Below are 21,745 nucleotides of genomic sequence, written 5' to 3'. Positions count from 1 at the left end.
GTCCGTGAAGATCGGATTGAGTCTCCGGCGTTGCGTATGTAAAGCTCCGCGAAACCAAACGAACAGTCTGGTTCCGGTTAGCGCGAACGGATCGGGAGCGCTGACTGCGGGGTTACGGCAAGGATCTTGTAGATGTCCAACCGGCGATACGCGCGCAGAGAAGCGCGGCTGCGGCAGCAGTGTGAGGATCAGTTGCAGGGGATCGAGATATCCGACCCCTGTGCGGTAGACGAAGTGTGTCGACAGTTGGCGATCAAGCGTGGCCGCCCGCTTCACCTCCATGAGCTGCCGGAGGTCGGCGGGGCCAACTCCCCTTGCGGGATAGTCATTTCCTTCGAATCTGAAGATCACATATTTCATGTCGGTGCCACGAGTGAACGTCACCGCGCCCAAATCGTTCGGCACGAGCTGGCGCATCTTCTGCTCGGCCACGCCGGGGGTGATGACGCTGTCAAGTCACTTCTGGCGGTCCTGCCCGACGAAATACACCCCTCGGCCGTCATCGCGGCACTCGGGCGGACGAGTTACGACAGTGAAACTGAGTACGACGCGGAGGTGGCGGCGTCGTGTCTGGGTGAGCTGTTCGACGATCTAGCCCACTCCGGTCGAGGTAGCGGCCGGCCGGGCGCAACCTCTCGGCTGGACGACGCCCTCGTTCACCCTCGAAGGAATCGTCGCTCATGACCACGTCCACTGTCGTCTCAGGGGCTCTGTGGGTCGTGGCTCTCTGGAGGCTGCCGTCCATCCGGCACTCCCGCAAGCAGCGGAGCCTTGCGCTGACCCTTGCGGCCCTCGCGCTGGCGATGACCTTTGAAGTCCCCCAGGTCAGGGATGCCGTCAACGCGGCCGTCGGTGCAGACGTGCGGCTCTCTCCGCTCCTTAAGCATTTGCTCGGAGTCACCTCGGCGGCCTGTCTCCTCGACTTCGTAGTCGCCGTCGTCCGACCTCAAGGTCTCGCTCGCCATATCAGATGGGCCGCCCTTGGCGTGACGCTGCCTCTGATGACTGGTTTCTATGCGATGGCCAATTGGCCGAACGCAGAAGTGAGTGAGGGGTGGCGGCCGGTCTTTCCTGTTCTCTATACGGCTGTCTTCATCCTCTATATCGGCATCTCAATGGTCGCCGCCAGCTGGCTCTTTCTGGGCGGAGTACGCCACAGCCGTAGATTCCTCGGAAAGGTTGGTCTCGGGCTCCTCGGCGCTGGCACCCTGCTGGGGAGCCTCTACGCGGCGCAGCGCGTCGCCTTCGTGTTCATCCGACTTGGCACCGGCAGGCAGTACCCGGATTTGGAGAACATCGTCTCCACGATGCTCAAGCAGTGGTCGATCTTGGCAATTGCGCTTGGGGTCTGTCTCCCCCCGCTCTCGGTTGCTGTCGATTACCTCCGGGCTTGGCGCGCGCTCCGTCAGATTCGCCCCCTCTGGGTGCAACTCACTGATGCTGCACCGCATGTGGTCCTTTCTGCCATGATTCGCCGAACTCGTGTACCTCTCAGGCTGGAACGTTGCGTGATCGAAATCGAAGACGCGTGCCTCGCACTTCGTGAATACGTGTCAGTGGATGTATGCGACCGTGCGCGCGCACTCGCTCACCTGGAGGCCGTTCCGCCAAACGAAATTGACGAAGTGACGGAAGCCTGCTGGCTGCGTGTAGCTGTCGACCGTACTCGCGGCGGCCAGTGGCTGGAGGGGGTCGACCACCCGGCTCTCGGTGTTACCGGCCGAGATAGGCAAAGCGAGCTCGATTGGTTGCAGGCCGTGTCTCGCGCCTACGTTTCATCTCCCGCCGTGAGGAAATTCCTCCAGCAAGAAAAGTCGGTCGACTGCTCTGTCGTGAGCGGTCCGGAAAGGGTTTCTTCTCATGACCACAACTGAAATCCGTCCGGCCGAGTCGCGTCTGGCGCGGCGAATAACCGACTGGCTAGAGCCGAAGAATTGGATCATCGCGGTCACGTTGTTGATTGGCTGGCATGTCGCGCATTGGCCGGGGGTCGCCTGGGGCATAGTGGGTGCTCTTTTTGCCGCGATGATTCCGATAACGTTCATTAAGTACGGTGTGCGCAGGGGGTGTTGGGGTGACCGGCACGTCGGCGCGAAGCCGGCACGCCTTTTGGTCATGGCCGTCATCCTGCTCTCGGTGACCACCGGTATTATTTTGATGATCATAGTCGGAGCGCCCCGCACGATGATCGCTCTCATCGTGTCGATGCTCGTAACGCTGGCGATCCTCGCGATGATCACCTTCGCCTGGAAGATCTCCGTCCATCAGGCCGTATCCGCTGGTGCTTGCGCGATGCTCGTCGAGACCTATGGTGCCTGGATGGCCTGCGGATTTCTTCTCGTGGGGATGGTGGGCTGGTCCCGAGTGAAACTCCGCGACCACACTCGCAACCAGGTCATCGCCGGTACCATCCTCGGTGCCGTCGTCGCTGCTGCGGTCTTTCAAGTGGCGCGGTGATTATGGCGGGCCATGCAGCGGAGGATGAGTCGCTCAAGTGCTCTGTGCGGCAACGTAGTCGCCTGCGTCGCCCCCGCGTACGCGAAGGAAGCCGGGCCATCGGCAAGAACGAATTCCAGCGGCGACATGCCGTTGCGTGCTGGATCAGCGGCGCTGCCGGGCACTCGCCCCTCGGTACGACAACCGCCATCCGCTACGAAGCGACCGCGTTGGTCACAGCCATCGACGAGTGGCTGCGACCAGCACTTTCACAATAGACATTAGTCGGCTCGGAACGAATCGATCCGCTGGATCTCGCCGTCCTGTACGTAGACCATCGCTCCGATTGCGAGAGCCTGGAGGCCGATGAGAACGCGTGCCCGAGCCTTCTCCGTGAGGGCGGCTACCGCGTGGTCTGTGGGCAGAACTCGCACCTCCGCACGTACGTCGCGGTAGACCAAGGAATTCGCTTCCCGGACAGTGAGGGGAGCGGTCACGACGAGGTGAGTGATCACCTTACGGCGTCTCATCTGCACCTGGCTCACGGCGACTCGCCGTCGGATCGGCAGACCTTTAGGCAGGCCGGTTAGCACTGCTTGCGCCGCTTCCTCGGGGCTCTGCCCGTTCTCGACGGTTCCCGTCGGCAGCGCCAGCGCTCCGCCGGGCATGCGTGGGAGGACCAGGCCGGTAGCGCCGACCGGAGCCAGCACGCTGACACCCATGATCGGTGGGCGCCAGTCCTCATATGGGGTCCGCGTTTGTGGCTTCGGTACGGGTGGAGCCGCGACCGACGTCATGTCCAGCTGCCTCCGTTCACGGCCTGGACGATCGAGTCCAGGTGCCGTGGGTTGCTCGTTCCGGGGATAGGGGCGATGTGCGGGCCGCAGGAAAGCAGCCAAGACAGAGCCGCGATGACGTTGCCGCCCGGCGCCGCGGCTCCGGCGTCGAGCGGGCGGTAGGGGACGTAGGGGATATCCGCCTCGCGGCACATCTCCATGACGGGGTCGTAGCGGTCGTGGATGTTGAGGACGTTCTGTACCGCAGCGACAGGGACCGCCTTGCGAGCCAAGGTGAAGTCCTCCGGCGTTACCTTGGAGATTCCGATGTGCCCGATCTTCCCCTCATCTCGGAGGGCCGCGAGGGTGCCGAGCTGATCCGCGAGCGGTACTTCGGGGTCGTTGCGGTGCAGGTAGCAGAGCTCCAGGCGTTCCACGCGCAGCCGGCGGAGACTCGCCTCGACGCAGGCCCGCAGGTACACCGGGTGCCCGTGCGGGACCCACATGTTCGGGGCCGGCCGGGCGAACCCGACCTTGGTCGCGATGAGGACGTGGTCGGGGTAGGGGTAGAGCGCGTCCTCGATCAGGTGCTCGACGGTGTGGGGGCCGTACGCGTCGGCGGTGTCGATGTGGCTGATGCCGAAGGTGTGCACGGCGTTGCGGAGCACGGTGAGTGCCTGTGCACGATCTTCCGGGTCGCCCCAAGTGCCGGGGCCGGTGAGGCGCATGGTCCCGAAGCCGAGACGGGAGACGGTCTTCCCGGCGATCTCGATGAAACCGCCGGGCGGCGTGACGGTCATACCAGCGACTCCCTGCCGCAGAGCTGGAGGGCGCGTTCAATGGCCGACGTCTGGCTGTCGTCGTCGCCGGTAACGCGGACGTGCGGGATCCCGTCCTCGCGCAGGAGCGCGTGGGTGTGGTGGTCGACAAGCGCCCGGTAACGGTCGTCGTAGTCGTGCTTCGGCTTGATGGGGAGGTCCGGGTCGAGGACGGTCGCGAACAGCAGGTCGTACGGAGTGTAGGCGGCGGCGAGTCGGTGCAGGGCTTCGCGGTCGGTGCGTGGGGCGGATGCACCGCGCCATTCGAGGGCGGCTCGGAAGTAGGCGAGCGCGTCCCAGCAGGCACGGTCCGCGAGGACGATGCGCACGGAGGCGTCGTCCGAGCGCGCCGCGGCGGCGACCTCGTCGGCGATGCCGGTCGCCAGGACCCAGCGGGTGGACTCCACCGTGTGGTGCTGCATCTTGGGCAGCGGCACGAGCGCTAGCCGTCGACCGATATGTCCGGTGCGCTGGACGGGGATGTCCAGGCCGCGCAGCTCCATCTCGATGCGGCGCATCAGTAGGCTCTTGCCGGTGGAATGGGTTCCCATCACGCCGATGCGGATGAGCTTCGTCGGGGTCGTCACCACAGGGTGGGCTCCTGTTCTGGTTCGGGGGCGCCGGGAAGGCCGGGCGGGACGGCGGCGGCCACGAGTTGATCCCAGCTCTCGTACCGGTCGGCCATCGTGATGAGGAGCTGGGCGGTCGCGTAGGCGTCGAAGGCGGCGCGGTGGCGCCGACCGGGGGCTTCGCTCAGGTCCGGTGTCGTGTGCTTGAGCAGGGCGTCGAGGCTGTACTTCGGCAGGTCGGGATAGGTGGCCTTGGCCAGCCGAAGCGTGTCGATGACTCCGGTCGGCTGCCACTGCGGCAGGTGGGCGGACAGGACGCGGTAGTCCACGTGGGCGTTGTGGGCGGCGATCCACGAAGTGCCGAGCAGTTCATGGACCGCGCCCTTGATCTCCTCCCAGCCCGGCTTGTCTTCCAGGACCTGGTTGGTGAGGCCGTGTACGCGAGCGGCGAAGGGCGTGACGGGCCTCTTCGGCTTGGTCAGCCATGCTCCGGCGGTGCTCTTGTCGGGCTGTCCGTCACGTACGGGAAGTGCGGCCACCTCGACCAGGTCGGGCGGATTGGTGCCGTTGCCCTCGACGTCGACAACGAACAGCGCGGGCCAGGAGGAGAAGATCATGCGGTTGGTGTTCCGTCCTCCGACTTCCAGCCGATGTCGGCTCGGCCGTGCCGGCGGTAGTGGTGGGGCTTGGCTCGGTCATGGCACTGGTAGCCGAATCCGTGCTGGAGGTAGTAGCGCGGCGGCTCGTCCAGTCCCTCAACGACGATGGCACGCTCGGTGACATCGATCGGGCCGGTCGCACCGAGTTCGCGCGCCTCCTGCGTGACGGCCTTCGCGTCCGGCTGGATCCAGGCCGCCTTGCACTTCGCGATCTGCTCCGGCGGGCAGATGTCGCACAGCTCACGGATGCCGTAGTGACCGTTGTAGTCGGCCTCCCCGTGCGCGTAGGCGACACCGCAGGACGTTTTGCGGAACAGCGCTCCCCAGGAGGCGTCCTGCTCGAAGGCGTCGAGAATCCGCTGCTCCGCGGCCTCGGGCATGATCTTGCGCCGGGCGGTGCCCTCGTACGGCATCTCCAGACCGTGGGCCTCGTAGTACGCGAGGATCTCCTCGCGGAAGAACAGGCCGGTGAAGACGGTGGCGTGCGCGTACTGGGACAGCTCCTTGGCGCGGGCGATGTCGGCCGCGGAGTCGTTGAGGCCGGGCACGATGGGACGCCAGTACAGGACGGTGCGGTACCGCTCGGCGTTCTCGTAGAGGGTGCGCAGGCTCGCGGCGGCGATGTTGCTGTCCACCGGCTCGATCCGCTCGTCCTGGATGTGCGAGTGGGTCACCAGCACCGTGAGCCGCAGGTTGGTGAAGCTGTTGAGGACGGCGCAGTCGTCGAGGTCGACACGCCACCGGGTGATGATCAGGACATGGTTGGTCAGCCCCTGCTCGTCGAGCTGGCGCAGCACGTTGTACACGTGGGGCTTGACGGCGGGCAGCATCGGGTCCGTGGCCCGGTTCAGGAGCTGGATCGGGGTCTGGTGCGGGCGGAAGTAGCGGTGCCCGACGAGGCGGCGCACGGCTTCCTCGTCGCTCATCAGCCGGCGGGGGACCTTCATGTCGAAATTCTGGAAGAGGTGGCGCACGCAGTACCCGCAGTCGAGCGGGCAGCCGACGATCCAGTTCAGCGAGAGTCCCGACTTGCGGTACTCGATCACGTCGGCGAGTTCCTGTTTCAGGCCGCCGATCGTCTCGGGAGTGAGGAACGGCAGCGCGCGCCGGGTTCCGATGGTGGGAGTGCTCATCAGGTCTCCAGGTGGGGCCAGGCGTCGGCGGGCGTGTTCTGCGTCGGCAGTTCCGCAATGAGGAGGTCACGGCGACCGGCGCCGTACCAGGTGCCGAAGTCGCGTCGAGCCGCGTCGGCGTCGTCGCTGGTGTGGACGAGGTTGCGCACCAGTCGCTTTTCGGTGAGGGCGGCGGTAAGGCTGTCGTCCCCCAGGTCGCCGCGGATCGTGCCGGGGGCGGCCAGGGTCGGGTCGAAGTGCCCCAACAAATCACGGAGTTGGGTGTGCAAGCCCGGCTCGCCGTAGGCCATGGCGACGGCGACGTTGCGTCCGGCGTACGTCTCGTCCAGGCAGGCGGGGATATCCCGGTCGGGGAACCAGTCGCGGTCCACCAGCAGATCCCAGTAGTGCACGTGCGCCTGCCAGGACTGAACGGTGATCTCCTGCCGGTTGGCGACCGTGGCGCCCGTCGCGGCGATCCGCTCCAGGACGGCATCGACCAAGCCGCGCTCTACCGCGTCCGGCTTGCACAGGATGACCGAGCAACGGTCGAAGTCGGAGACCTTCAGGGTCCGTCCGGGCCCGTACCAGGTGCCGAAGTCCCGCCGGGCGGAGGCCGGATCGTCGGAGGTGTGCACGAGGTTCCGCACGAGCCGGCCTCCCCCGGTGGCAGCCGCAACGCTGTCGTTTCCGAGGTCGCCGCGGATCGTGCCGACCACGGCCTTCGTGGGGTCGGTGTGCCCTATCAGCCGCCGAAGGCGGGCGTGGATGTCGGGACCGCCGTGCGCCAGCGCGACCGTGACACGTTGCCCCGCGTACGCGTTATCAATGCGCGTGGGCAGGTCCGCAGGGAATCGCCCCGGGTTGGACAGCATGTCGCGGTAGGCAACGTGGGCCTGCCACGGCTCCGCGACCAGGTCCGTCCGGGCGCGGACGGAGACACCCGCTCCTTCGATCCGGTCGAGGACGACATCGACCAGGCCGCGGTCCACCGCGTCCGGCTTGCACAGGATGACGGCCCAGCGGTCGAAGTCGATCCCGGTGACCACAGCACCGGACGCCGGTTTCCGGCTCATCGGGCGTCGTCCGCAGTCGCGCACGCCGCCCATTTGTGCCCGAGGAGCCAGCGCAGACCGGGGTGCAGGGCGTCAAGGACATCGCGGCTGACCGTGTCGGTGTCGTCGTGCTGGATCTGGCGGTACGCCTCGAACAGCAAGACGGCCTGCTGCCAGTACGCGTCCACGTCCAGGTGCGCGACCTCGTCCGCGCTGTACCTGACCGTGTTGGTCCGCAGCAGTTCCTCGTGCGCCATGAGACGACTGATCATGTCCGGACCGGTCTCCGCCGACATGGCCGGAAAGGGGAACTGCTGCGGGGCGCGGCGCAGCTCGGCCTCATTCAGCACCAGCCGTACGCGCTCGGCGTTCCGGTCGTTGACATGAGCGGAGCCGATCATGTGCGTGTAATGGCCCAGTTCCAGGCCGAGTTGGACGGCCGCGTACTCCTGGATCATCGTGAAGGAGAACACGTCGCTGAGTAGTCCGCAGTCGAGGTCGTTCGCTCGCATGTGGCACACCATGTGCAGCCGGCCGTCACGGACGAACAGGTGCAGACCCGCCAGGCAGGCCATGTCGAGGTTGTCGGAGACGGCCAGTTCCTTCGCGACCGGCAAGTACCCGCGCTTGCTGTCGGTCTCCGTGCGCAACAGCTCCAACACCCGGTCGAACGGAGAGACCGTGTCGCCGTCGGTGGCGTTGAACAGGGTGTGCCCATATGCCGATCCGCCCAGAGTGACGCCGTCGGCGGAGCTGGAACGCATGGACGGCGCGTAGTAACCGATCATCTCCAGATCCCGCCGGCCGGCCAGGTACCAGAGGGCTTCGGCGAACTGGAAGACCGGATTGACCTTTCGGGTCGCGAGGTACGGGAGCCGCTGGCGCGGGTCGGGGAGCCGGAATCCGACGCCGATCACCTCGCGGGCGGCGTTCCCGCGGGCCTCGATGTGCTGCTCGAAGTTGGCCGAGGCCAGTTGCAGCAGTGCGAGGTAGGCGCCCTCCACGCTGCGAAAATTTGGTGCAGTGAGCATGAACTTCTCCAGAGGCTCTGCCGACACCGAGGCGTCGGCCAATGGATAAAGGTGGTCTCCGTCGTGTGTGGCCCTGATGGCGTGGCTCCCGGTCTGGTCAGCGCGCGGTGCTCAGGACGCGGTCGACCGTGGCAAGGTCGTACCGGGCGACGAGCACGGCGTGGTCGCTGTGCTCGCGCACGGCCTGGGTGTCGATGACCTTGAGGCTGAGGAGCGCCGGTGTCAGGTCGGGGGTGTGGACGGCGATGTCGGTGCGTTGCGGGGGGCCTTGGTCGGTGCGCCCCAGGCTGGCGGTGGCGGCCAGGGAACCGTCCTGGCCGAGCACGGTGCCGGCATGGTGCGCGAGGTCGGTGAAGACGGGCCGCCGCCCGCCGGTGAGGATCGTGCTCGGGCGAGTGTCGGACACTCGGCTGCCGTGCCGGTCCACGACGGTCCGGTGCTGGTAGTGCACACGGTCCTCAACCGCGTCCCACCGGAGCCGCAGGCTGATCTCGTCGGCCGTGCGGTGGGGGTAGCTGGCGGCGTCAATCCCGATGAGGGCAGTGTGGCCCCGGTCGGCAATCACCGTGAGGCGGCGACTCTCCAGCATGCGGAGGTCGGGGTCGTGGTGAGTGAGGTGTGCGGAGACCAGGTGCAGGGTCCTGGGCAGACCGCGGCGCCGGACCTGGACATGGCAGATCGGCTTCCAGGGCAGGTCGTTGTCAGTCCGCGCCGTGACCTCGAACAGGCGTGGATCGATCATGACACCGGAGCGGCGGGAGCGTCTCGCGGTCAGGGTGGTCATGAACGGGACCAGCCCTCCGAGGGCGTTCGCCTCCGCCCACAATGCCTTGTCGCCCTCGGCATCCGCGCCGGTGAGTCCCTGGCGGAGCAGGACGTGCGGTGCGAACTCGGCGAGGATGTCGTGCGCACGGCCCTGCGCGTTCCAGGACACGACCCTGATCTCGTCGCTCATGCGGAGCCACCCTGCTGCCGCAGGAGGGTGCGTGCCATGTGATGTACATACGGCCGGGCGCACCCGACGAGGATGTTGCTCACCTTGAGCGGTTTCAGAGCTACGCTGACGCACACCTTCTGGGTGGCGAATTCCTCGGCGATGACGGCCTGAGTCGGGATCCGGCTGCCCTCACGGTAGGTGCCGTCCTCGATTCGGCGGGTAACGGCAGTGCGGATCTGCCGTGTAATGCCCCCGTTGGGTATGGGGATCCTGCGTTTCACCCATTCGCCTGATCGGTCGCGCACCATCACGTACGTACCCTGCGGGGGACTGTCGGGGCCGGTGACCACGGTCCCGAGCCCGATGAACCTGAGGATGAGCCCAGCTTCGATCAGCAGGTCGAGGGCGATCTCGATGGTCTGTACGCGGACCCCGAGGTCCCGCGCAAGCTCGGCCTTCTTCGGAAGAAGGGTGTGCATGGGGTAGGTGCCCTCGACGATACGGGTCCGCAGCGTGGCTTCCGCCTCCGGAACCTCTGGAGTGTTGTCGAGGTGCCGCACCACGAACCGCACTGGGGCGCCAAGGAATTGGGCGATCTGATCCTGAGTCGCCGAGTGGTCGTAGGCGGCCGTGATCGCTGTGCGATAAGCGGTGTGCTCGCTTGCGGTGAGGTGCCGTCGGGTGTATCGCGGCAGGTCCTGGAGGGATGCCTGCCAGGCCGGGGTGAAGGGCTGGCGGTCGGCCCTCGCCGGGTCTTCGTGCTGCAGAAGAGTGCGGGCCTCGGGATGCACGTAGGTGCCTTTGGACCGGATTGTTTTGAGGACGCGTCGGAGTCTCAGCGGTTTGAGCGCCGCGGTGATCACCACCGTCTGGGTGGCGAACTCCCTGGCCAGGTCGTCGTGGCACGGGATCCGGCTGCCCTCGGGGTAGGTGCCGTCCTGTATGCGGCGGGTGACGGTGGCCCGGACACGGTCGGTGGCGTTGCCGGGGGTCGGTGGAAACGTGCGGGTCGCTGGCTTCCCAGATCGCGTGCGCACCGTCAGGATCGGGCCCTGCGGGGGCTTGTCGGGGTCGGTAACCACGGCCCCGAGGCCGGGGAACCTGGTGGCGAGCCCCGCCTCGGCCAGCCGGTCGAGGGCGAGGTCGGCGATCTGCGGGCTGGTGCCGGCTTCCTTGGCGATCTCCTTCTGTGTCGGGAGTTGAGAGTGGAGGGGGTAGGTCCCGTCGTCGATGCGGGCCCGGAGCATGGTCTCCACTGTGATCGCCTGCGGGTCGCGGTCGATGTACCGATGGACGGACGCGGGCGGGGCGCCCAGAAACGTCGCGATCTCCCGGAGAGTCGCCCCCTTGCGAGAGGCGGCCGTGATTGCTGAGCGGTGTGTGGTCCACTCGCTCGCGGTGAGGCGCCGACCGGTGTATCGGGGCAGGTCCTTGAGGTCCGCCTGCCAGCTCAAGATAGAGGTGGTGCTGGTGTCGGGCATGGTGGTTTTCCCGCTGGATGTGTGGATCGGGTGGCGTGCCGGTGTGTCCGGCGCGGAGAGCTGTCGCACCGTCGCCCTAGAGCGCCAAGCGGACGTCGATGGACATTGGCAGGTGGGTGGACTGCCGGCGTAGGTCGGGAGTGTCGTGCGTTCGGTAGCTGGTCACGTGGAGGCCCGAGCCAGCCACCATGGCCTGGTCGGCATGGAGACGAAGCCGCTCGGCCGCGTTCGCGTACCAGTGACCGACACTGGGCGTCCGCTGGGGCAGACCGCTCTGGGGGTCGCGCCATCCGGCGTTGAGGAGGAGCCGGCGGGCGCCGCGGTCCCAGCCGCCGAGGGTGCCGTCGGGATGAACGGTCCGGTAGTGGTGCTGGCGTGCGCGGGGCACCCTCTCCTCCCATTCCCGATCGGTCATCTCGGGATCGCAGTCGTCTGCCGTGCCGGTGTCCATGAGGAGGATCGCGTTGCCCGGCCACGGAGGAGAGGGTTGGCCGTAGTCGGCGAGGTGGTGGGCCTCGCGCAGACGGTCGGCACCGCTGGAGCGGGAAAGGCGTGCGCCCAGCAGCAGCAGCGGGAGACCGTCGATGGTCACCGAGGCACGCAGCGCACCGAGATGGAAAGCCCCTCGCTCCAGTTCACCGGCCGTCTCGACCTGGACGCGGTTGCCGTTGGCGAACATGAGGGCGCGGTAACCGTCGCCGACGTGAGAGGTGACCCGTCCGAGCGGTGTCAGCCCGGTGGCGTCATGAAGGTCGGCGAGGCGGCAGTCGTCCTGCCCCTCCCACCCGGTGGTCTCCATCAGCCACAGAACGTCGAGTTGCGGCAGAGTCGAGAGGAAGTTCAACTGCTTCATGCGACGGCACTCTTCGTCGGCTCCGTCGATGCCGCCGTTCAGGAGGTACCAGCTGAGCAGACGGATGTCTGTACCGGTCATGACGTCGATTCCTGGGTGCTCGCGTGGGCGTGACGGTCGCCCGCTTCGATGCGCTCCGTCACGCGGCGAGCCTGCTCCGCGGTGAGGTAGAGAGCGAGGTGGTCCGGGGCGTGACCGCACCCGGGGATGCCGTCCACCAGGACCCGTGATCCGGTCACCCCCGTCGCCAGCCACCCGATCCGCTCCGCGAGCCGACGCACCCCGCGCGGGCGGTTGAGGTCCAGCCCGGCGTCTGGGTCCTGGCCGCCCAGCAGCCGTGCGAACCCGGCGGCGGTGCCCAGCTCCAGGGAGTCGTGGAGCAGCAGCATGACGACGTGGTCGCTGTGGACGCGGGTCTCGGCTGGCAGGGGGTACGCGGAGAGCGCGTCGTCCAGGGCGGCGGCAGCGGCGTACATCAGGGTGTGCGGGTCTGCGATGGCTGCGACGACCTGGTGAACCGCGGTCACGGTGGTGAGGGTGACGGCGAGGTCCTGCTCGGGGGTGAACCGCGCGCGGCCGTCGACGGAGTGCTTGGCCAGCCAGATTCCGGCCTGTACCGGGTCACTGTCGAACGGCAACTTGCCGCTACCAAGGAACACTATCTCCAGGACGGTACCGAATTGGAGCACGTCAACTCGGGCGGAGATGCGCGCCTTTGCGAGTTCGTCGTCCAGGACCTGCCGCAGCTCGGTGGCCGACGCGAGGTCGAGGGGTATCGGGAACGAGTCCGTGAGGGGTATGTCGTCCGGGTGTGGCATTGAGTTGGCCTGGTCCTTCAGCGTTGAGGAATTCATTTGGAAAGTGGTCGGACACGGAGGACCGTTTTCACCCTCGCGCCCGGTGTGGGCACCCGTCTTCGTGTCACGACATCCACATGCGGTGACACAGGGATGGGGGCCTTCGGTGCCCGGCCGCCGTTCCGGCTGGGCACCGAAGGGCCCTGCCGCCGGACCGGGGGACGTCCCCGGCGACAGGAGTGTGGGCCGTGCGCGGCGGCACGCCGCGCAGGGTCAGACGGCGACGGGGTCGCGGGTCCAGGACGTCTCGGCGGCGAGGCGCTCGGACCATTCGATGGGTGTGGTGCCGAGGGAGGTTCTTGCAAGGTGGAGACGTTGGATCTCGCCTGTGCCGGCGGGCGGGTAGGTGTGCTGGATGTCGCGCCACAGCCGCTGGAGCGGGTAGTCGACATCGAGGCCACGGGCGCCGTGAAGTTCCATGGCGTCACGCCCGGAGGCGGCGGCGAGTTCATGTCCCGCGTATTTGGCGCTGATCAGGTCGGCGTCGCAAGAGTGGCCGTTGTCGAGCCGGTGGACGGCGTGGTATGCGAGGGTGCGGGCCTGGACAAGCCGGGCCTGCATCTGGCCGAGGCGGTCGCGAACCACGCCGAGGTCGGAGAGGTGCCCGCCGTACCGGGGTCGGCTGGAGAGCCACTCGGCCGTTGTCGTCACGACGGCTTCGTGCAGGCCGAGGCTGAGCGCGGCCAGGTTGGGGCGCCCGTAGAGGATGCTGCTGGACTGCGCGACGAAAAGTCCTTCGCCCACGGCTCCGAGGGTGTTCTCGGCGGGGACGCGGACCCGGTCCAGGGTGAGGTGGCCAGCGGAGAAACCGTGCAGGCCCAGCCGCGGGCGCGGCTGGGTCGCCGAGACGCCTGGGCGGTCGTGCTCGACCAGGAACATGGTCAGCCCCTCGGACGGGCGGGTTCCGGGCGCTGCGGTACGGGCGACGACGAGGTGGAGGTGAGCGAGGCAGCTGTTGCCAATGTGGGTCTTCTCACCGGTGATCACCCACTCGTCGCCGTCGCGCTCGGCGGCCGTCTCGATTCCCCCGATGTGCCCGCCGGCCTCGGGTTCAGTGACCGCGATCGTCATCAGCACCGTCCCGTCGGCGGCCTGCGGCAGCCAGCGGGCTTTCTGGGCGGTGGTGCCCCAGAGCTGCATGGCGCCGACGGGTATCAGCCCGGCCTGGAGGATCGCCGCCGCGGCACCGGAGGCCATGGCGAGACGGTGGATCAGCACCGTCTTGGCGACGTGCCCGGCCCCCAGCCCGCCGTACTCGGTGGGGATCGTGACGCCGAACCACCGGCGGCCTCCGAAAATCTGCGGCAGTTTCCGTTCCACCTTGCGCGAAGCGGCTTCCATACGTGCGACGCGAGGCTCGACATGTCGGGCGGAGACCCTCGAGACCTCGTCCCACAGTGTCATGTGGGCAGGAGTGACGTGGGCGCTGGGTGGTGCGGGCAGTCTGACGGACATGGGGCGTCCCTCTCCCTGTGTGGAGTGCTCGGCAGGTGGGGGGTGTGGTGGCGCCTGGTTCAGCGGTCGTTCGCGCTGGCGATGAGGGTGTGCAGGACCTCGGCGCCGGCGCTTTTGACGAGGCCGAGGAGTCGGCGGGAGTCGGCCAGGGTCCGGACGTCGGGGTCGATTACACACACCGTGCCCAGCGTGATCCCGGTCTCGGGATGAATGAGCGGGGAGCCGAAGTAGCTTCGGATGCCCACCGCATCGACGACGTAGTTTCCGGCGAACCGGCAGTTCGCGTAGACGTCGTGGAGAGGGAGAGCCATCCTGCGACGTACGACAGCGGGGCACCAGCCGTGTTCGAGACTCATACTCCGGCCGAGGATCATGTGCCCGGAGTCCGGAGGCGGGTTGTGCAGGCCGACGAACGTCTGCTGGGCCAGGAACACGTTGACGAACCCGTACAGGAAGTCCGTCGAGGTGGCGAGGCTGGTCGCGAACTCGTCCATGATCTCGTCGGGGCCGGTCGGCACGCCCAGGTGGCGGATCAGTGACTCGCGCTCGTGCAGCTCGGCGATCAGCTGGACCCGTTCGGCGGTGACCGTCTGCTGACCCGGGGCCACGGCGCCGGGCGGGGGCACGATCAGGTCCTGGCAGACGGGTATCTGCCGCGTACCGCCGAGGTCGCGGCGGGTCAGCGGATGAAGCGTGGGGCCGGAGGGGTGGTAGATCATCAGATATCCAGAAGAGTCGAAGAGGACGTCGGAGAGAGGGCGTGGTCGACGAGGCTGAGGAGGGCGGCAGCGACCGAGGACGGCTTGCGGGCGTCGCACCGCCGCACTGGGGTACCGGGGTTGAGGACGAGGGCGCGGCGCACGTCGTCGAGGGGGTAGCGGTGGGCGCCGTCGAACTCGTTGACCGCCACGATGAACGGCAGGCGCGCCCGCTCGCAGAAGCCCACAGCGTCGAAGCTGGACTCCAGGCGGCGGGTGTCGGCCAGGACGACCGCGCCGACCGCGCCGCGGGCGAGGTCGTACCACAGACCGGCGAACCGCTCCTGCCCTGGCGTGCCGAACAGCATCAGCTCCATGGGCATCGGCACGTCGAGGGTGAGGCGGCCGAAGTCGAAGGCCACGGTGGTCGTGGCCTTCTCCTGGATGCCGTCGAGGCTGTCGGTCGCCGCGCCGGCTTGGGTGAGGCGTTCCTCGGTGGTGATCGGGGCGATCTCGCTGACCGCGCCGACGGCCGTGGTCTTTCCGACCCCGAACCCGCCCGCGATGAGAATCTTCAGCACCGCAGAAACCAAGCCGGGTGCGGGCATGATCGCCGCGCCGTCCGTGGAGGGGTCAGCTGGCCCTGGCTTTGCTGACGGCATCGGGCCACCTGAGGGCGAGACCAGCACGCAGTGCCTCCAAGAGCTGTCGGGATGGGCCGTCCTCCGCAGAGGATTCGGAGTCGGTGTAGGCGGTGGTGAGGGAGAGGACCAGGACGCGGGCATCGACCAGGTCGCCGATCAGCACGCGCGTCGCGGTGAGAGGGAGCTCGATGGTCCCGGCCAGCTCGGCGACCGACCGCCGCCTCTCCTGGCACAGCCGTGCGATCCGGTCGTACTCGGGATCGCTGAGCCCCGGGCCCGCCCGCCCGGTACCGGCCTCAAGGACCGTGTCCGGGCTGAGCAGGTGACGGTGGCGGGTACGGCCCCGCGTCACCAGGTAGGGCCGCACGAACGCGGCCTGCTCGGCGGGGCACCCGGTATGCGTCGGGAGCCTGCTCGTCGACATCAGTCGGTCCGCACGGCCGTGAGCATGTACGGGGCGAACGCGTCGATCAGCCGGCCCATCTCGAAGCCGACCGTGCCCGCGTTCGCCGACGGGGACGCGATCACCGCCAGCACTGTGTCCACCGTGCCCGCGGAGGCACCGGGGCGGTTCGGGAAGACACCGCTGCCGCTACTGCCCGCGATCGACACCAGAATGAGGGCGTCCTCCCGCTCGACCAGGACCAGCTTCAACGGGGCCGCTCCGCCGAGCGGGCCCGGGACGTTCTCCGCCAGCGAGGCAAGACCCCCCAGAGTCGCCGCCCACTTGTCCACCCAGTCCCGCGTAGCCGTGCCGCTGCTCACCAGAGCCAGTGCGTCTCGCGACAGCAGCAGCGCATGCGTCACCTCCGGGACGGTCTCCACGAACTCCTGGAGCAACCGCTCCAACTGCCCCGCTGCACCGTCCCGGACGGGCGAGCCCTGGGCGGCGGTGTGATGCGTGTCGTGCGTCATGAGCCAGCTCCTGCGAATGCGTGCCCCGCTCCGGCATGGCGAAGGCAAGGCCGACAGTGGGGGGTCAGGGATGAGAGGAAGGAGAAGAAGCCGATACGTCCAGGCGGGCGGGGTCTGGACGGCGCTGGAGTCGGGCGGCGTTGATACCGTCCTGGAATGCGCCCGCCGCTCCGAACCTGGGCCCGCTGACCGGACGAGTGGGATGCGACGACGCCGGAGGCTCGAACTGCTCCGGCACGCGCTGCGGCAGAGGCGAAGAGCCGGTTGCCCCGGCACGAGACGGCGCAAGCTGCCCGACTCCGTGCGGTGCTGGCCGTGCGGGAGCGGACGGTCCTGCGAACCGGAGGGACGGCACCTCGGCCCCGGGAACTGGGGCTGCGTTCCCCGCCTGGGATGACAGGCTGGCGGATATGCCTGAGGGGTCGATCATGGTGACCAGCAGCCGGGACGGCACGACGACCTGGGCCGCCGTGCCGGCAGGCGTAGCCAGCAACCGCACAGACACACCGTGACGGCTGCCGATCTTCGCCGCGGTCAGTAGCCCGATCCGCCCCGCCCGCACCTGCGTGCTGACATCGATTCGATCCGGGTCACGCAGAAGGATATTCAGCCGCTCACGGAGCCCTTCGTCCATCGCGATTGCGACCTCGTCCTCGACCTCGATCAACAGGCCGGCCGCCACCGGCCGGGCCCGGACCCACACCCGCGACGCAGGGTCGGAGAACTGCGTCGCGTTGTCGACAAGCTCGGCGAGCAGGTGCGTCAGGTCGGGTCCCACATGCCGGGGCAGTCCCAGCTCCACGCCCACCGGGCCCGCAGCCACCGTCACTCGCGCGTAGTGCAGCACCTCCTGTACCGCACCCCGCAGCACCTCCATCACGCTCACCGGCTCCCGGGCACTGCGCAAGGACTCCCCGCCGAGGACCGCCTTGCTCTCCACCCAGCGCCGCATCCGCGTCACCTGATGATCCAGTTTGTAAAGGACATCCAGCAGGTCAGGATCCTCCGTGAGTGCCTGGAGCTGATCTAACAGCGCCAACGACCGCTCAATGAGGGCGTGTTCACGCCGGGACAACTGGTGCAGCATTTCCACCAGCAGCGCCGATTGTGAGTCGTCATGCACTCGGACCAAGCTCGCGACCGCCTGGAACCGCACCTCGTCCAGCACCGCCAACGCCGCTTCGACAGGGGCCACTTCGCCCTCGCCCGAAGCCCTTTCCGGGATCGACGGCCGGCCGCCCCGGCACAGCTCCTCCGCAGTCCACACCACCGACCGCTCCACCGCGGACGCTGCCTCGACCACTTGCAGCAGAGAGTCCCGGCCCGCCTTCGACACTGCCCGTGCCGCCGACCGTGCCCGGAAGAACCCGATCAGCACCGATCCCGCGATAGTGCAGGACATCGCCACCAGCATGACAACGGACGGCAACTCGAACACACCGCAGGCGACGAAGGCCACCCCCAGAACCACGAAGACGAAGGCCAGAGGAGCGGCTACCGCAGCCTCTAGTCGACTCAGCACAACTGAATCGACCGGATCCCGCCCTCCGTTCCTCTTGCGGTGCGTGGCCGGGCCGGCAGGGGACTGGCCATCAGACATGGAAACCTCAACAGAGTGTGCGTGCAGTTGACGTGGGAAGGGCGGGCTCCGAAGGAGGAGCCTTGGAATAGTGCTCGGTTTTAGGCCAAGTCGGTTGTTGCGGAGGGGAGTACGACCTGAACGGTCTTCCCGACGATCTGACCGTCGTCGTCCCGCCTGACTCTCCAGGCGATCCGGCCGTGGCAGCGACGCACCCACCCCAGGCCGGACGGCTGACCGTCATCGAGGACCTTCGTCGCCGACTCCTCGAAGGCCGGGAAGTCGGGTGCGGCGTCATCGACCTCGATGATCAGGTCGTCACTCTCGCGCGGACACATCAGCCGGAGTCCGATCAGGCCGCCGTAAAGCGGCTTTCCGTGCCGTGCAGCGTTATCCGTGAGCATGGCGCAGACGCGGGAACCAGCGTCGATGTTCCCCGGCCACGAGGCCGCGGTAAGCCGTGAGCGTGCGCGAAGACGAGTGTTTCCGCTGATCCACTGATTGGCCGTCATCTTCCCCTGCCACCTGAATTTCAGGTCGTCGGGGATCGCAACGAACTCGCGTGCGGTGGCATCGGACTTCGTAAGGTTCACGAGGACTCCAGGTACAGCAGCTGTGCTCGCTCGGACACGCTCAGCAAGGAGCTGGTTAGAGCGTTGCAACCGCAGGCCGAGAGATCTACCCCAGAACGGCCCCCGCTTCTCGACCGGAATCTTGAAGGAGAGCCTCTGACTCACCTCGGTGTTCCCTCGGAACGTCGGCGGACTGGTAAGTAACGCCTGTATGAGGCAACTTGATGGGAGGTAAGGCACCGCCGACAGCTGGCACGCGAGACAGACCACGAGAGGCAGACGCTGTGTTGTTCTTCCGGTTCACCCTCGAACAGCGCGGTGTCCGCAGCCCCGAGGAGTTCCTCGCGCTCTACCGGGAGACGGCCGCGCGACTGGGTGACTCCAGAGGGGAACCGGCACTCAAGACCATTGAAGGGTGGTTGTACAACGGGCGGAAACCGCAGACCGCGTTCCGGCCTGTTGTCTGCTCGATGCTCGGCCAGACCCTCGACGTCCTGTGGTCTGAGGTTCCCCACGGCGCCCCACCGAACTACGTACCACCGAACGGCACTTCGCCTGCTTGTTTCTCCGCCAGCGTTGGCGTGGATCTAATCGATATGCAAAGGACGGGCGCGATGGCTGTGCAACGTGCAAAAGAGTTTCTGCTGGGCAAAGATCGCGGAGCCGTGGGTGAGGACACTCTCGCAATGCTCGACGACGAGGTCGGCCGACTGGTCCTTGCCTACCCGCGAGAGCCCCTTTCGGCGATCTGGGGAGATCTGCTCGCGTCACAGGAACAGGTTTTCCGGCTCCTGGAAGGAGGCAGGTTGAAGTCGTCCCAGCTGCGTGACCTGTCTTACAAGGGGGCCGTCCTGTCGTTCCTCGTCGCCAAAGGGTTCAACGACATGCAGGAGCCTCATCAGGCGATGACCATGACCCGCGTAGCTGCGTCCTGCGCTCGCGACGCCGAACACCCGGGCCTTATCGCACTCACCGACGGCCTCAAATCGCTCATCGCGTATTGGGCGGACAAGCCAAACGATGCCTACCACTACGCCGGCCAAGGTGCCTCGATGGCTTCCCCGCTACGCGGAACTGCCGGGCTGTGGCTGCTGGGCCTTCAGGCACGCGCCGCCGCAGCTCTCGGCGATGAGCAGACGGTGCGACGTGTCAGCCAACAGGCGACCGACCGGCGTGAACATGTCGTTCTTGATGATCTCGACGAACTGGGCGGCCTCTTCACGTATCCGCTTGCGAAACAACGCTACTACGACGTGGAGGCGCAGGCGCTGCTCGGCCTCGGAGGCGCTCAGCTGGGGGCGCTGGCAGAGGAAGCAGTCGAGGCGTTCAGTGACCCGAGGTCGGCGGACTGGGCGTTCGGCGACCTCGCGGGTGCACAGTGCGACCTGGCCATGGTCCGAATGAACTCGGGAGACGTGGACGGAGCCGCAGAGGCTATCCGTCCGGTTCTTGACCTGCCCGTTACGCACCGAAACAACGGGATCATCGTCTCTGCGCTGCGAGTTCGTCAGGCACTGGTGCAGCGTCCGGCCATAACCGGGCCCATCGCACGCGACCTTCGTCAGGAGATCGAGGCATTCCCGGCAAATCGGTCGGCGTTGCCTAGCGGGTAGAGTCCGGACCATGTACCCGATCGAGAGATCCAGCCCCCGCCTCTGTCTTCGCGAACTAGATCCTGCTGATACGGAAGATGTGCTTGCCATCTACGGCAGCCCGAAGGCGACCGAACACTTGTCGTTCGAGCCACGGACGAGGAGTCAGGTCGCCGAGGTTATCGCGCGGTCCGTGGCCTTGGCCGCGGCCGAGGCGCGGAGTGAGTACGCGCTCGCCGTAGTGCAGCGCGACTTGGGCAAGTTGATCGGGTTCGGTCGGCTGGCCCTTGACCCTCATCAAGTACGGGGAGCCACCGTTGGCTTTGCTCTACGCCCAGATATGTGGGGTCTTGGTTATGGTCTAGAAGCAGTGAATCTACTGCTTGCCGTTGGGTTTATCGACCTGGGGCTACACCGAATCTGGGGCGCACGGTCTCCACTTAACCACGCCTCTGCGAGAACGCTGGCGGCTGCCGGAATGGTGGAGGAGGGGACTATTCGCGAACACGTCTTCAAAGCAGGTGAATGGCGAGATTCAGTGGTTCATGGAATTATTTTTCGAGAATGGCGTGAGCGCAACCCGGATGCTTAGACCATGTCCTACGTGGTGAGGTAGACGTTGGTCTGCGTATGGGGCGGGGTACGTGTTGAATACGAGAGCCCACCAGTACCGATGCCTGGAAGGGCCTCGTTCAGCGCGGAGCGATTCCCATGTCCGTGGAACGGAGCGCCTCATCGAGGAGGCCCGCACCAGGGCCCGCCAGCCAGCGGTCGAAGCACAGCAGGAACGGGAACTCCCTGCGCAAGGCGTCGAGGTTCGCGTTTCCCACCAGCCTGCCGTCGTCTACGAGTGCTTCCAACTTGCTGAGGACCTCGTCCTGTGCCGGCAGGGTCGTCGGCAGGCGGCTGTAGCTGATCGGTCGACCGGCGGCCTGGGTCAGATGCCCGGCCAGGGCGTTGCCGGTGAGAGCGTCACCGGCGATCTCCATGGTGCGGCCGGCGTAGCTTTCGGGTGAGCCGAAGACCGCGGCGACGATGCGGCCGATGTCGCGTACCGCGATGAACTGCATGGCCTGGTCGGGGCGCATCAGGAAGGACAGGTGTCCCCGGTCGAGGCCGATTTCGGGGGTCACCAGGAGCTCCATGAACGTGGCTGGCCGAATGATGGTGCTGGCGATGTCCAGATCCCGGACATGGGCCTCGATACGGCTCTTGGTGTCGAGATGGTCCACGCCCGTTGTCGAGCCCGCGGTGACCGCCGAGCTGTAGACAAGGTGGGCGACGCCGCAGCGCTCGGCGATGTCGGCCACCGCCGTGCCGAAGCGGACCTCGTCCTCGTTGGTCACGCCTGCGCCGGCCTGGCCGGAGTTCGGCTGGACACTGAAGACACCGTGGGCGTCAGCGAAGGCCGCGCGGAGCGACTCCGGATCCCCAAGGTCACCGCGGACGGTTTCGACGCCGGAGGCGGGGAGGGAGCGGGCCCGGTAGCCGGACGGATCGCGCACGACCGCGCGCACCACCCAGCCGTCGGCCCTCAGCGCAGCGGCGACCGATCCTCCCTGCTGCCCCGTGGCGCCCAGGACGACGACGGTTTTGTTGATGTTGGTCATGCCGACCACGCTGCGCTTTCGGCGATCACGGACGTGTTCCTGATGAACATTGCTGATTCTTCCTGGGATTCTGAGGAGTGAGTCGGAGATGTGCTG

The 21,745-nt window shown here is 67.1% G+C and carries 23 protein-coding genes; 5 read left to right on the top strand and 18 right to left on the bottom strand.

Annotated features, from left to right (window positions below; all coding sequences use genetic code 11):
* Nucleotides 1-132 precede the first annotated feature (132 nt).
* The 3 genes from DDJ31_RS13470 to DDJ31_RS13460 are packed head-to-tail and all read left to right on the top strand — an operon-like array spanning nucleotide 133 to nucleotide 2,457.
* The gene (locus DDJ31_RS13470) at nucleotides 133-684 is read left to right on the top strand and encodes a secondary metabolite protein (protein WP_127180036.1); all 552 of its coding nucleotides are present in this window, start codon (nucleotides 133-135) and stop codon (nucleotides 682-684) included.
* The gene (locus DDJ31_RS13465) at nucleotides 681-1,874 is read left to right on the top strand and encodes an MAB_1171c family putative transporter (protein ID WP_127180037.1); all 1,194 of its coding nucleotides are present in this window, start codon (nucleotides 681-683) and stop codon (nucleotides 1,872-1,874) included. Before DDJ31_RS13470 ends, DDJ31_RS13465 begins: the two co-directional genes overlap by 4 nt.
* Nucleotides 1,861-2,457: a hypothetical protein gene (locus tag DDJ31_RS13460; RefSeq protein WP_164784974.1), complete on the top strand. Its 597-nt coding sequence runs from the start codon at nucleotides 1,861-1,863 to the stop codon at nucleotides 2,455-2,457. The genes DDJ31_RS13465 and DDJ31_RS13460 overlap by 14 nt, the downstream gene beginning before the upstream one ends.
* A 772-nt stretch (nucleotides 2,458-3,229) precedes the next feature.
* On the opposite strand, the gene DDJ31_RS13455 is transcribed toward DDJ31_RS13460, so the two are convergent.
* The 17 genes from DDJ31_RS13455 to DDJ31_RS13375 all read right to left on the bottom strand — a co-directional run bounded on the left by DDJ31_RS13455 (nucleotide 3,230) and on the right by DDJ31_RS13375 (nucleotide 18,612).
* On the bottom strand, nucleotides 3,230-4,012 hold the full coding sequence (locus tag DDJ31_RS13455; protein ID WP_127180038.1) for an aldo/keto reductase: 783 nt from the start codon (nucleotides 4,010-4,012) through the stop codon (nucleotides 3,230-3,232).
* Nucleotides 4,009-4,617, bottom strand: coding sequence for an AAA family ATPase (locus tag DDJ31_RS13450; RefSeq protein ID WP_240678221.1), 609 nt, complete (start codon nucleotides 4,615-4,617; stop codon nucleotides 4,009-4,011). The genes DDJ31_RS13455 and DDJ31_RS13450 overlap by 4 nt, the downstream gene beginning before the upstream one ends.
* A complete protein-coding gene (locus DDJ31_RS13445) occupies nucleotides 4,614-5,216 on the bottom strand; it encodes a 3'-5' exonuclease (RefSeq protein ID WP_127180039.1) in 603 nt (200 codons plus the stop codon). Before DDJ31_RS13445 ends, DDJ31_RS13450 begins: the two co-directional genes overlap by 4 nt.
* Nucleotides 5,213-6,391 (bottom strand): radical SAM protein, encoded by a 1,179-nt coding sequence (locus tag DDJ31_RS13440; RefSeq protein WP_127180040.1) that lies wholly within the window; start codon nucleotides 6,389-6,391, stop codon nucleotides 5,213-5,215. Before DDJ31_RS13440 ends, DDJ31_RS13445 begins: the two co-directional genes overlap by 4 nt.
* Nucleotides 6,391-7,446 carry a nucleoside-diphosphate kinase gene (locus DDJ31_RS13435; protein ID WP_127180041.1) on the bottom strand — a complete coding sequence of 352 codons (1,056 nt, stop codon included), beginning with the start codon at nucleotides 7,444-7,446 and terminating at the stop codon, nucleotides 6,391-6,393. Before DDJ31_RS13435 ends, DDJ31_RS13440 begins: the two co-directional genes overlap by 1 nt.
* Complete coding sequence (locus DDJ31_RS13430) at nucleotides 7,443-8,456, bottom strand: thymidylate synthase (protein WP_127180042.1); 1,014 nt, start codon at nucleotides 8,454-8,456, stop codon at nucleotides 7,443-7,445. The genes DDJ31_RS13435 and DDJ31_RS13430 overlap by 4 nt, the downstream gene beginning before the upstream one ends.
* A 97-nt stretch (nucleotides 8,457-8,553) precedes the next feature.
* Nucleotides 8,554-9,411: an endonuclease/exonuclease/phosphatase family protein gene (locus tag DDJ31_RS13425; RefSeq protein WP_127180043.1), complete on the bottom strand. Its 858-nt coding sequence runs from the start codon at nucleotides 9,409-9,411 to the stop codon at nucleotides 8,554-8,556.
* A complete protein-coding gene (locus tag DDJ31_RS13420; protein WP_127180044.1) occupies nucleotides 9,408-10,874 on the bottom strand; it encodes a GntR family transcriptional regulator in 1,467 nt (488 codons plus the stop codon). The genes DDJ31_RS13425 and DDJ31_RS13420 overlap by 4 nt, the downstream gene beginning before the upstream one ends.
* A 76-nt stretch (nucleotides 10,875-10,950) precedes the next feature.
* On the bottom strand, nucleotides 10,951-11,808 hold the full coding sequence (locus tag DDJ31_RS13415) for a hypothetical protein (protein WP_127180045.1): 858 nt from the start codon (nucleotides 11,806-11,808) through the stop codon (nucleotides 10,951-10,953).
* Nucleotides 11,805-12,545, bottom strand: a complete 741-nt coding sequence (locus DDJ31_RS13410; protein ID WP_127180046.1) for a hypothetical protein — start codon at nucleotides 12,543-12,545, stop codon at nucleotides 11,805-11,807. The genes DDJ31_RS13415 and DDJ31_RS13410 overlap by 4 nt, the downstream gene beginning before the upstream one ends.
* A gap of 252 nt (nucleotides 12,546-12,797) precedes the next feature.
* Nucleotides 12,798-14,039, bottom strand: coding sequence for an acyl-CoA dehydrogenase family protein (locus tag DDJ31_RS13405; protein ID WP_127180047.1), 1,242 nt, complete (start codon nucleotides 14,037-14,039; stop codon nucleotides 12,798-12,800).
* Nucleotides 14,040-14,098: 59 nt separating this feature from the next.
* Nucleotides 14,099-14,758: a GAF domain-containing protein gene (locus DDJ31_RS13400; RefSeq protein WP_240678222.1), complete on the bottom strand. Its 660-nt coding sequence runs from the start codon at nucleotides 14,756-14,758 to the stop codon at nucleotides 14,099-14,101.
* Nucleotides 14,758-15,345 (bottom strand): GTP-binding protein, encoded by a 588-nt coding sequence (locus tag DDJ31_RS13395; RefSeq protein WP_164784975.1) that lies wholly within the window; start codon nucleotides 15,343-15,345, stop codon nucleotides 14,758-14,760. The genes DDJ31_RS13400 and DDJ31_RS13395 overlap by 1 nt, the downstream gene beginning before the upstream one ends.
* A gap of 25 nt (nucleotides 15,346-15,370) precedes the next feature.
* Nucleotides 15,371-15,805, bottom strand: a complete 435-nt coding sequence (locus tag DDJ31_RS13390; protein WP_127180049.1) for a DUF742 domain-containing protein — start codon at nucleotides 15,803-15,805, stop codon at nucleotides 15,371-15,373.
* Nucleotides 15,805-16,296 carry a roadblock/LC7 domain-containing protein gene (locus DDJ31_RS13385; protein WP_240678223.1) on the bottom strand — a complete coding sequence of 164 codons (492 nt, stop codon included), beginning with the start codon at nucleotides 16,294-16,296 and terminating at the stop codon, nucleotides 15,805-15,807. The genes DDJ31_RS13390 and DDJ31_RS13385 overlap by 1 nt, the downstream gene beginning before the upstream one ends.
* Before the next feature lie 64 nt (nucleotides 16,297-16,360).
* On the bottom strand, nucleotides 16,361-17,896 hold the full coding sequence (locus DDJ31_RS13380) for an ATP-binding protein (protein WP_206280690.1): 1,536 nt from the start codon (nucleotides 17,894-17,896) through the stop codon (nucleotides 16,361-16,363).
* An 80-nt stretch (nucleotides 17,897-17,976) separates the two neighbouring features.
* Nucleotides 17,977-18,612 (bottom strand): hypothetical protein, encoded by a 636-nt coding sequence (locus DDJ31_RS13375; protein ID WP_127180050.1) that lies wholly within the window; start codon nucleotides 18,610-18,612, stop codon nucleotides 17,977-17,979.
* A 119-nt stretch (nucleotides 18,613-18,731) separates the two neighbouring features.
* On the opposite strand from DDJ31_RS13375, the gene DDJ31_RS13370 reads away from it, so the two are divergent.
* On the top strand, nucleotides 18,732-20,060 hold the full coding sequence (locus DDJ31_RS13370) for a hypothetical protein (RefSeq protein WP_240678224.1): 1,329 nt from the start codon (nucleotides 18,732-18,734) through the stop codon (nucleotides 20,058-20,060).
* 10 nt (nucleotides 20,061-20,070) lie between these two features.
* Nucleotides 20,071-20,631 (top strand): GNAT family N-acetyltransferase, encoded by a 561-nt coding sequence (locus DDJ31_RS13365; RefSeq protein ID WP_127180051.1) that lies wholly within the window; start codon nucleotides 20,071-20,073, stop codon nucleotides 20,629-20,631.
* Nucleotides 20,632-20,731: 100 nt separating this feature from the next.
* Here the strand turns inward: DDJ31_RS13365 and DDJ31_RS13360 are convergent, their stop codons facing one another.
* Nucleotides 20,732-21,649 (bottom strand): NmrA/HSCARG family protein, encoded by a 918-nt coding sequence (locus DDJ31_RS13360; protein ID WP_127180052.1) that lies wholly within the window; start codon nucleotides 21,647-21,649, stop codon nucleotides 20,732-20,734.
* Nucleotides 21,650-21,745 lie beyond the last annotated feature (96 nt).

The organism is Streptomyces griseoviridis, from assembly GCF_005222485.1.
In the GTDB taxonomy this organism is placed as follows: Bacteria; Actinomycetota; Actinomycetes; order Streptomycetales; family Streptomycetaceae; genus Streptomyces; species Streptomyces hintoniae.
Note: the sequence above shows the minus strand (reverse complement) of the source record. Positions and strands in the feature narration are given on the sequence as shown.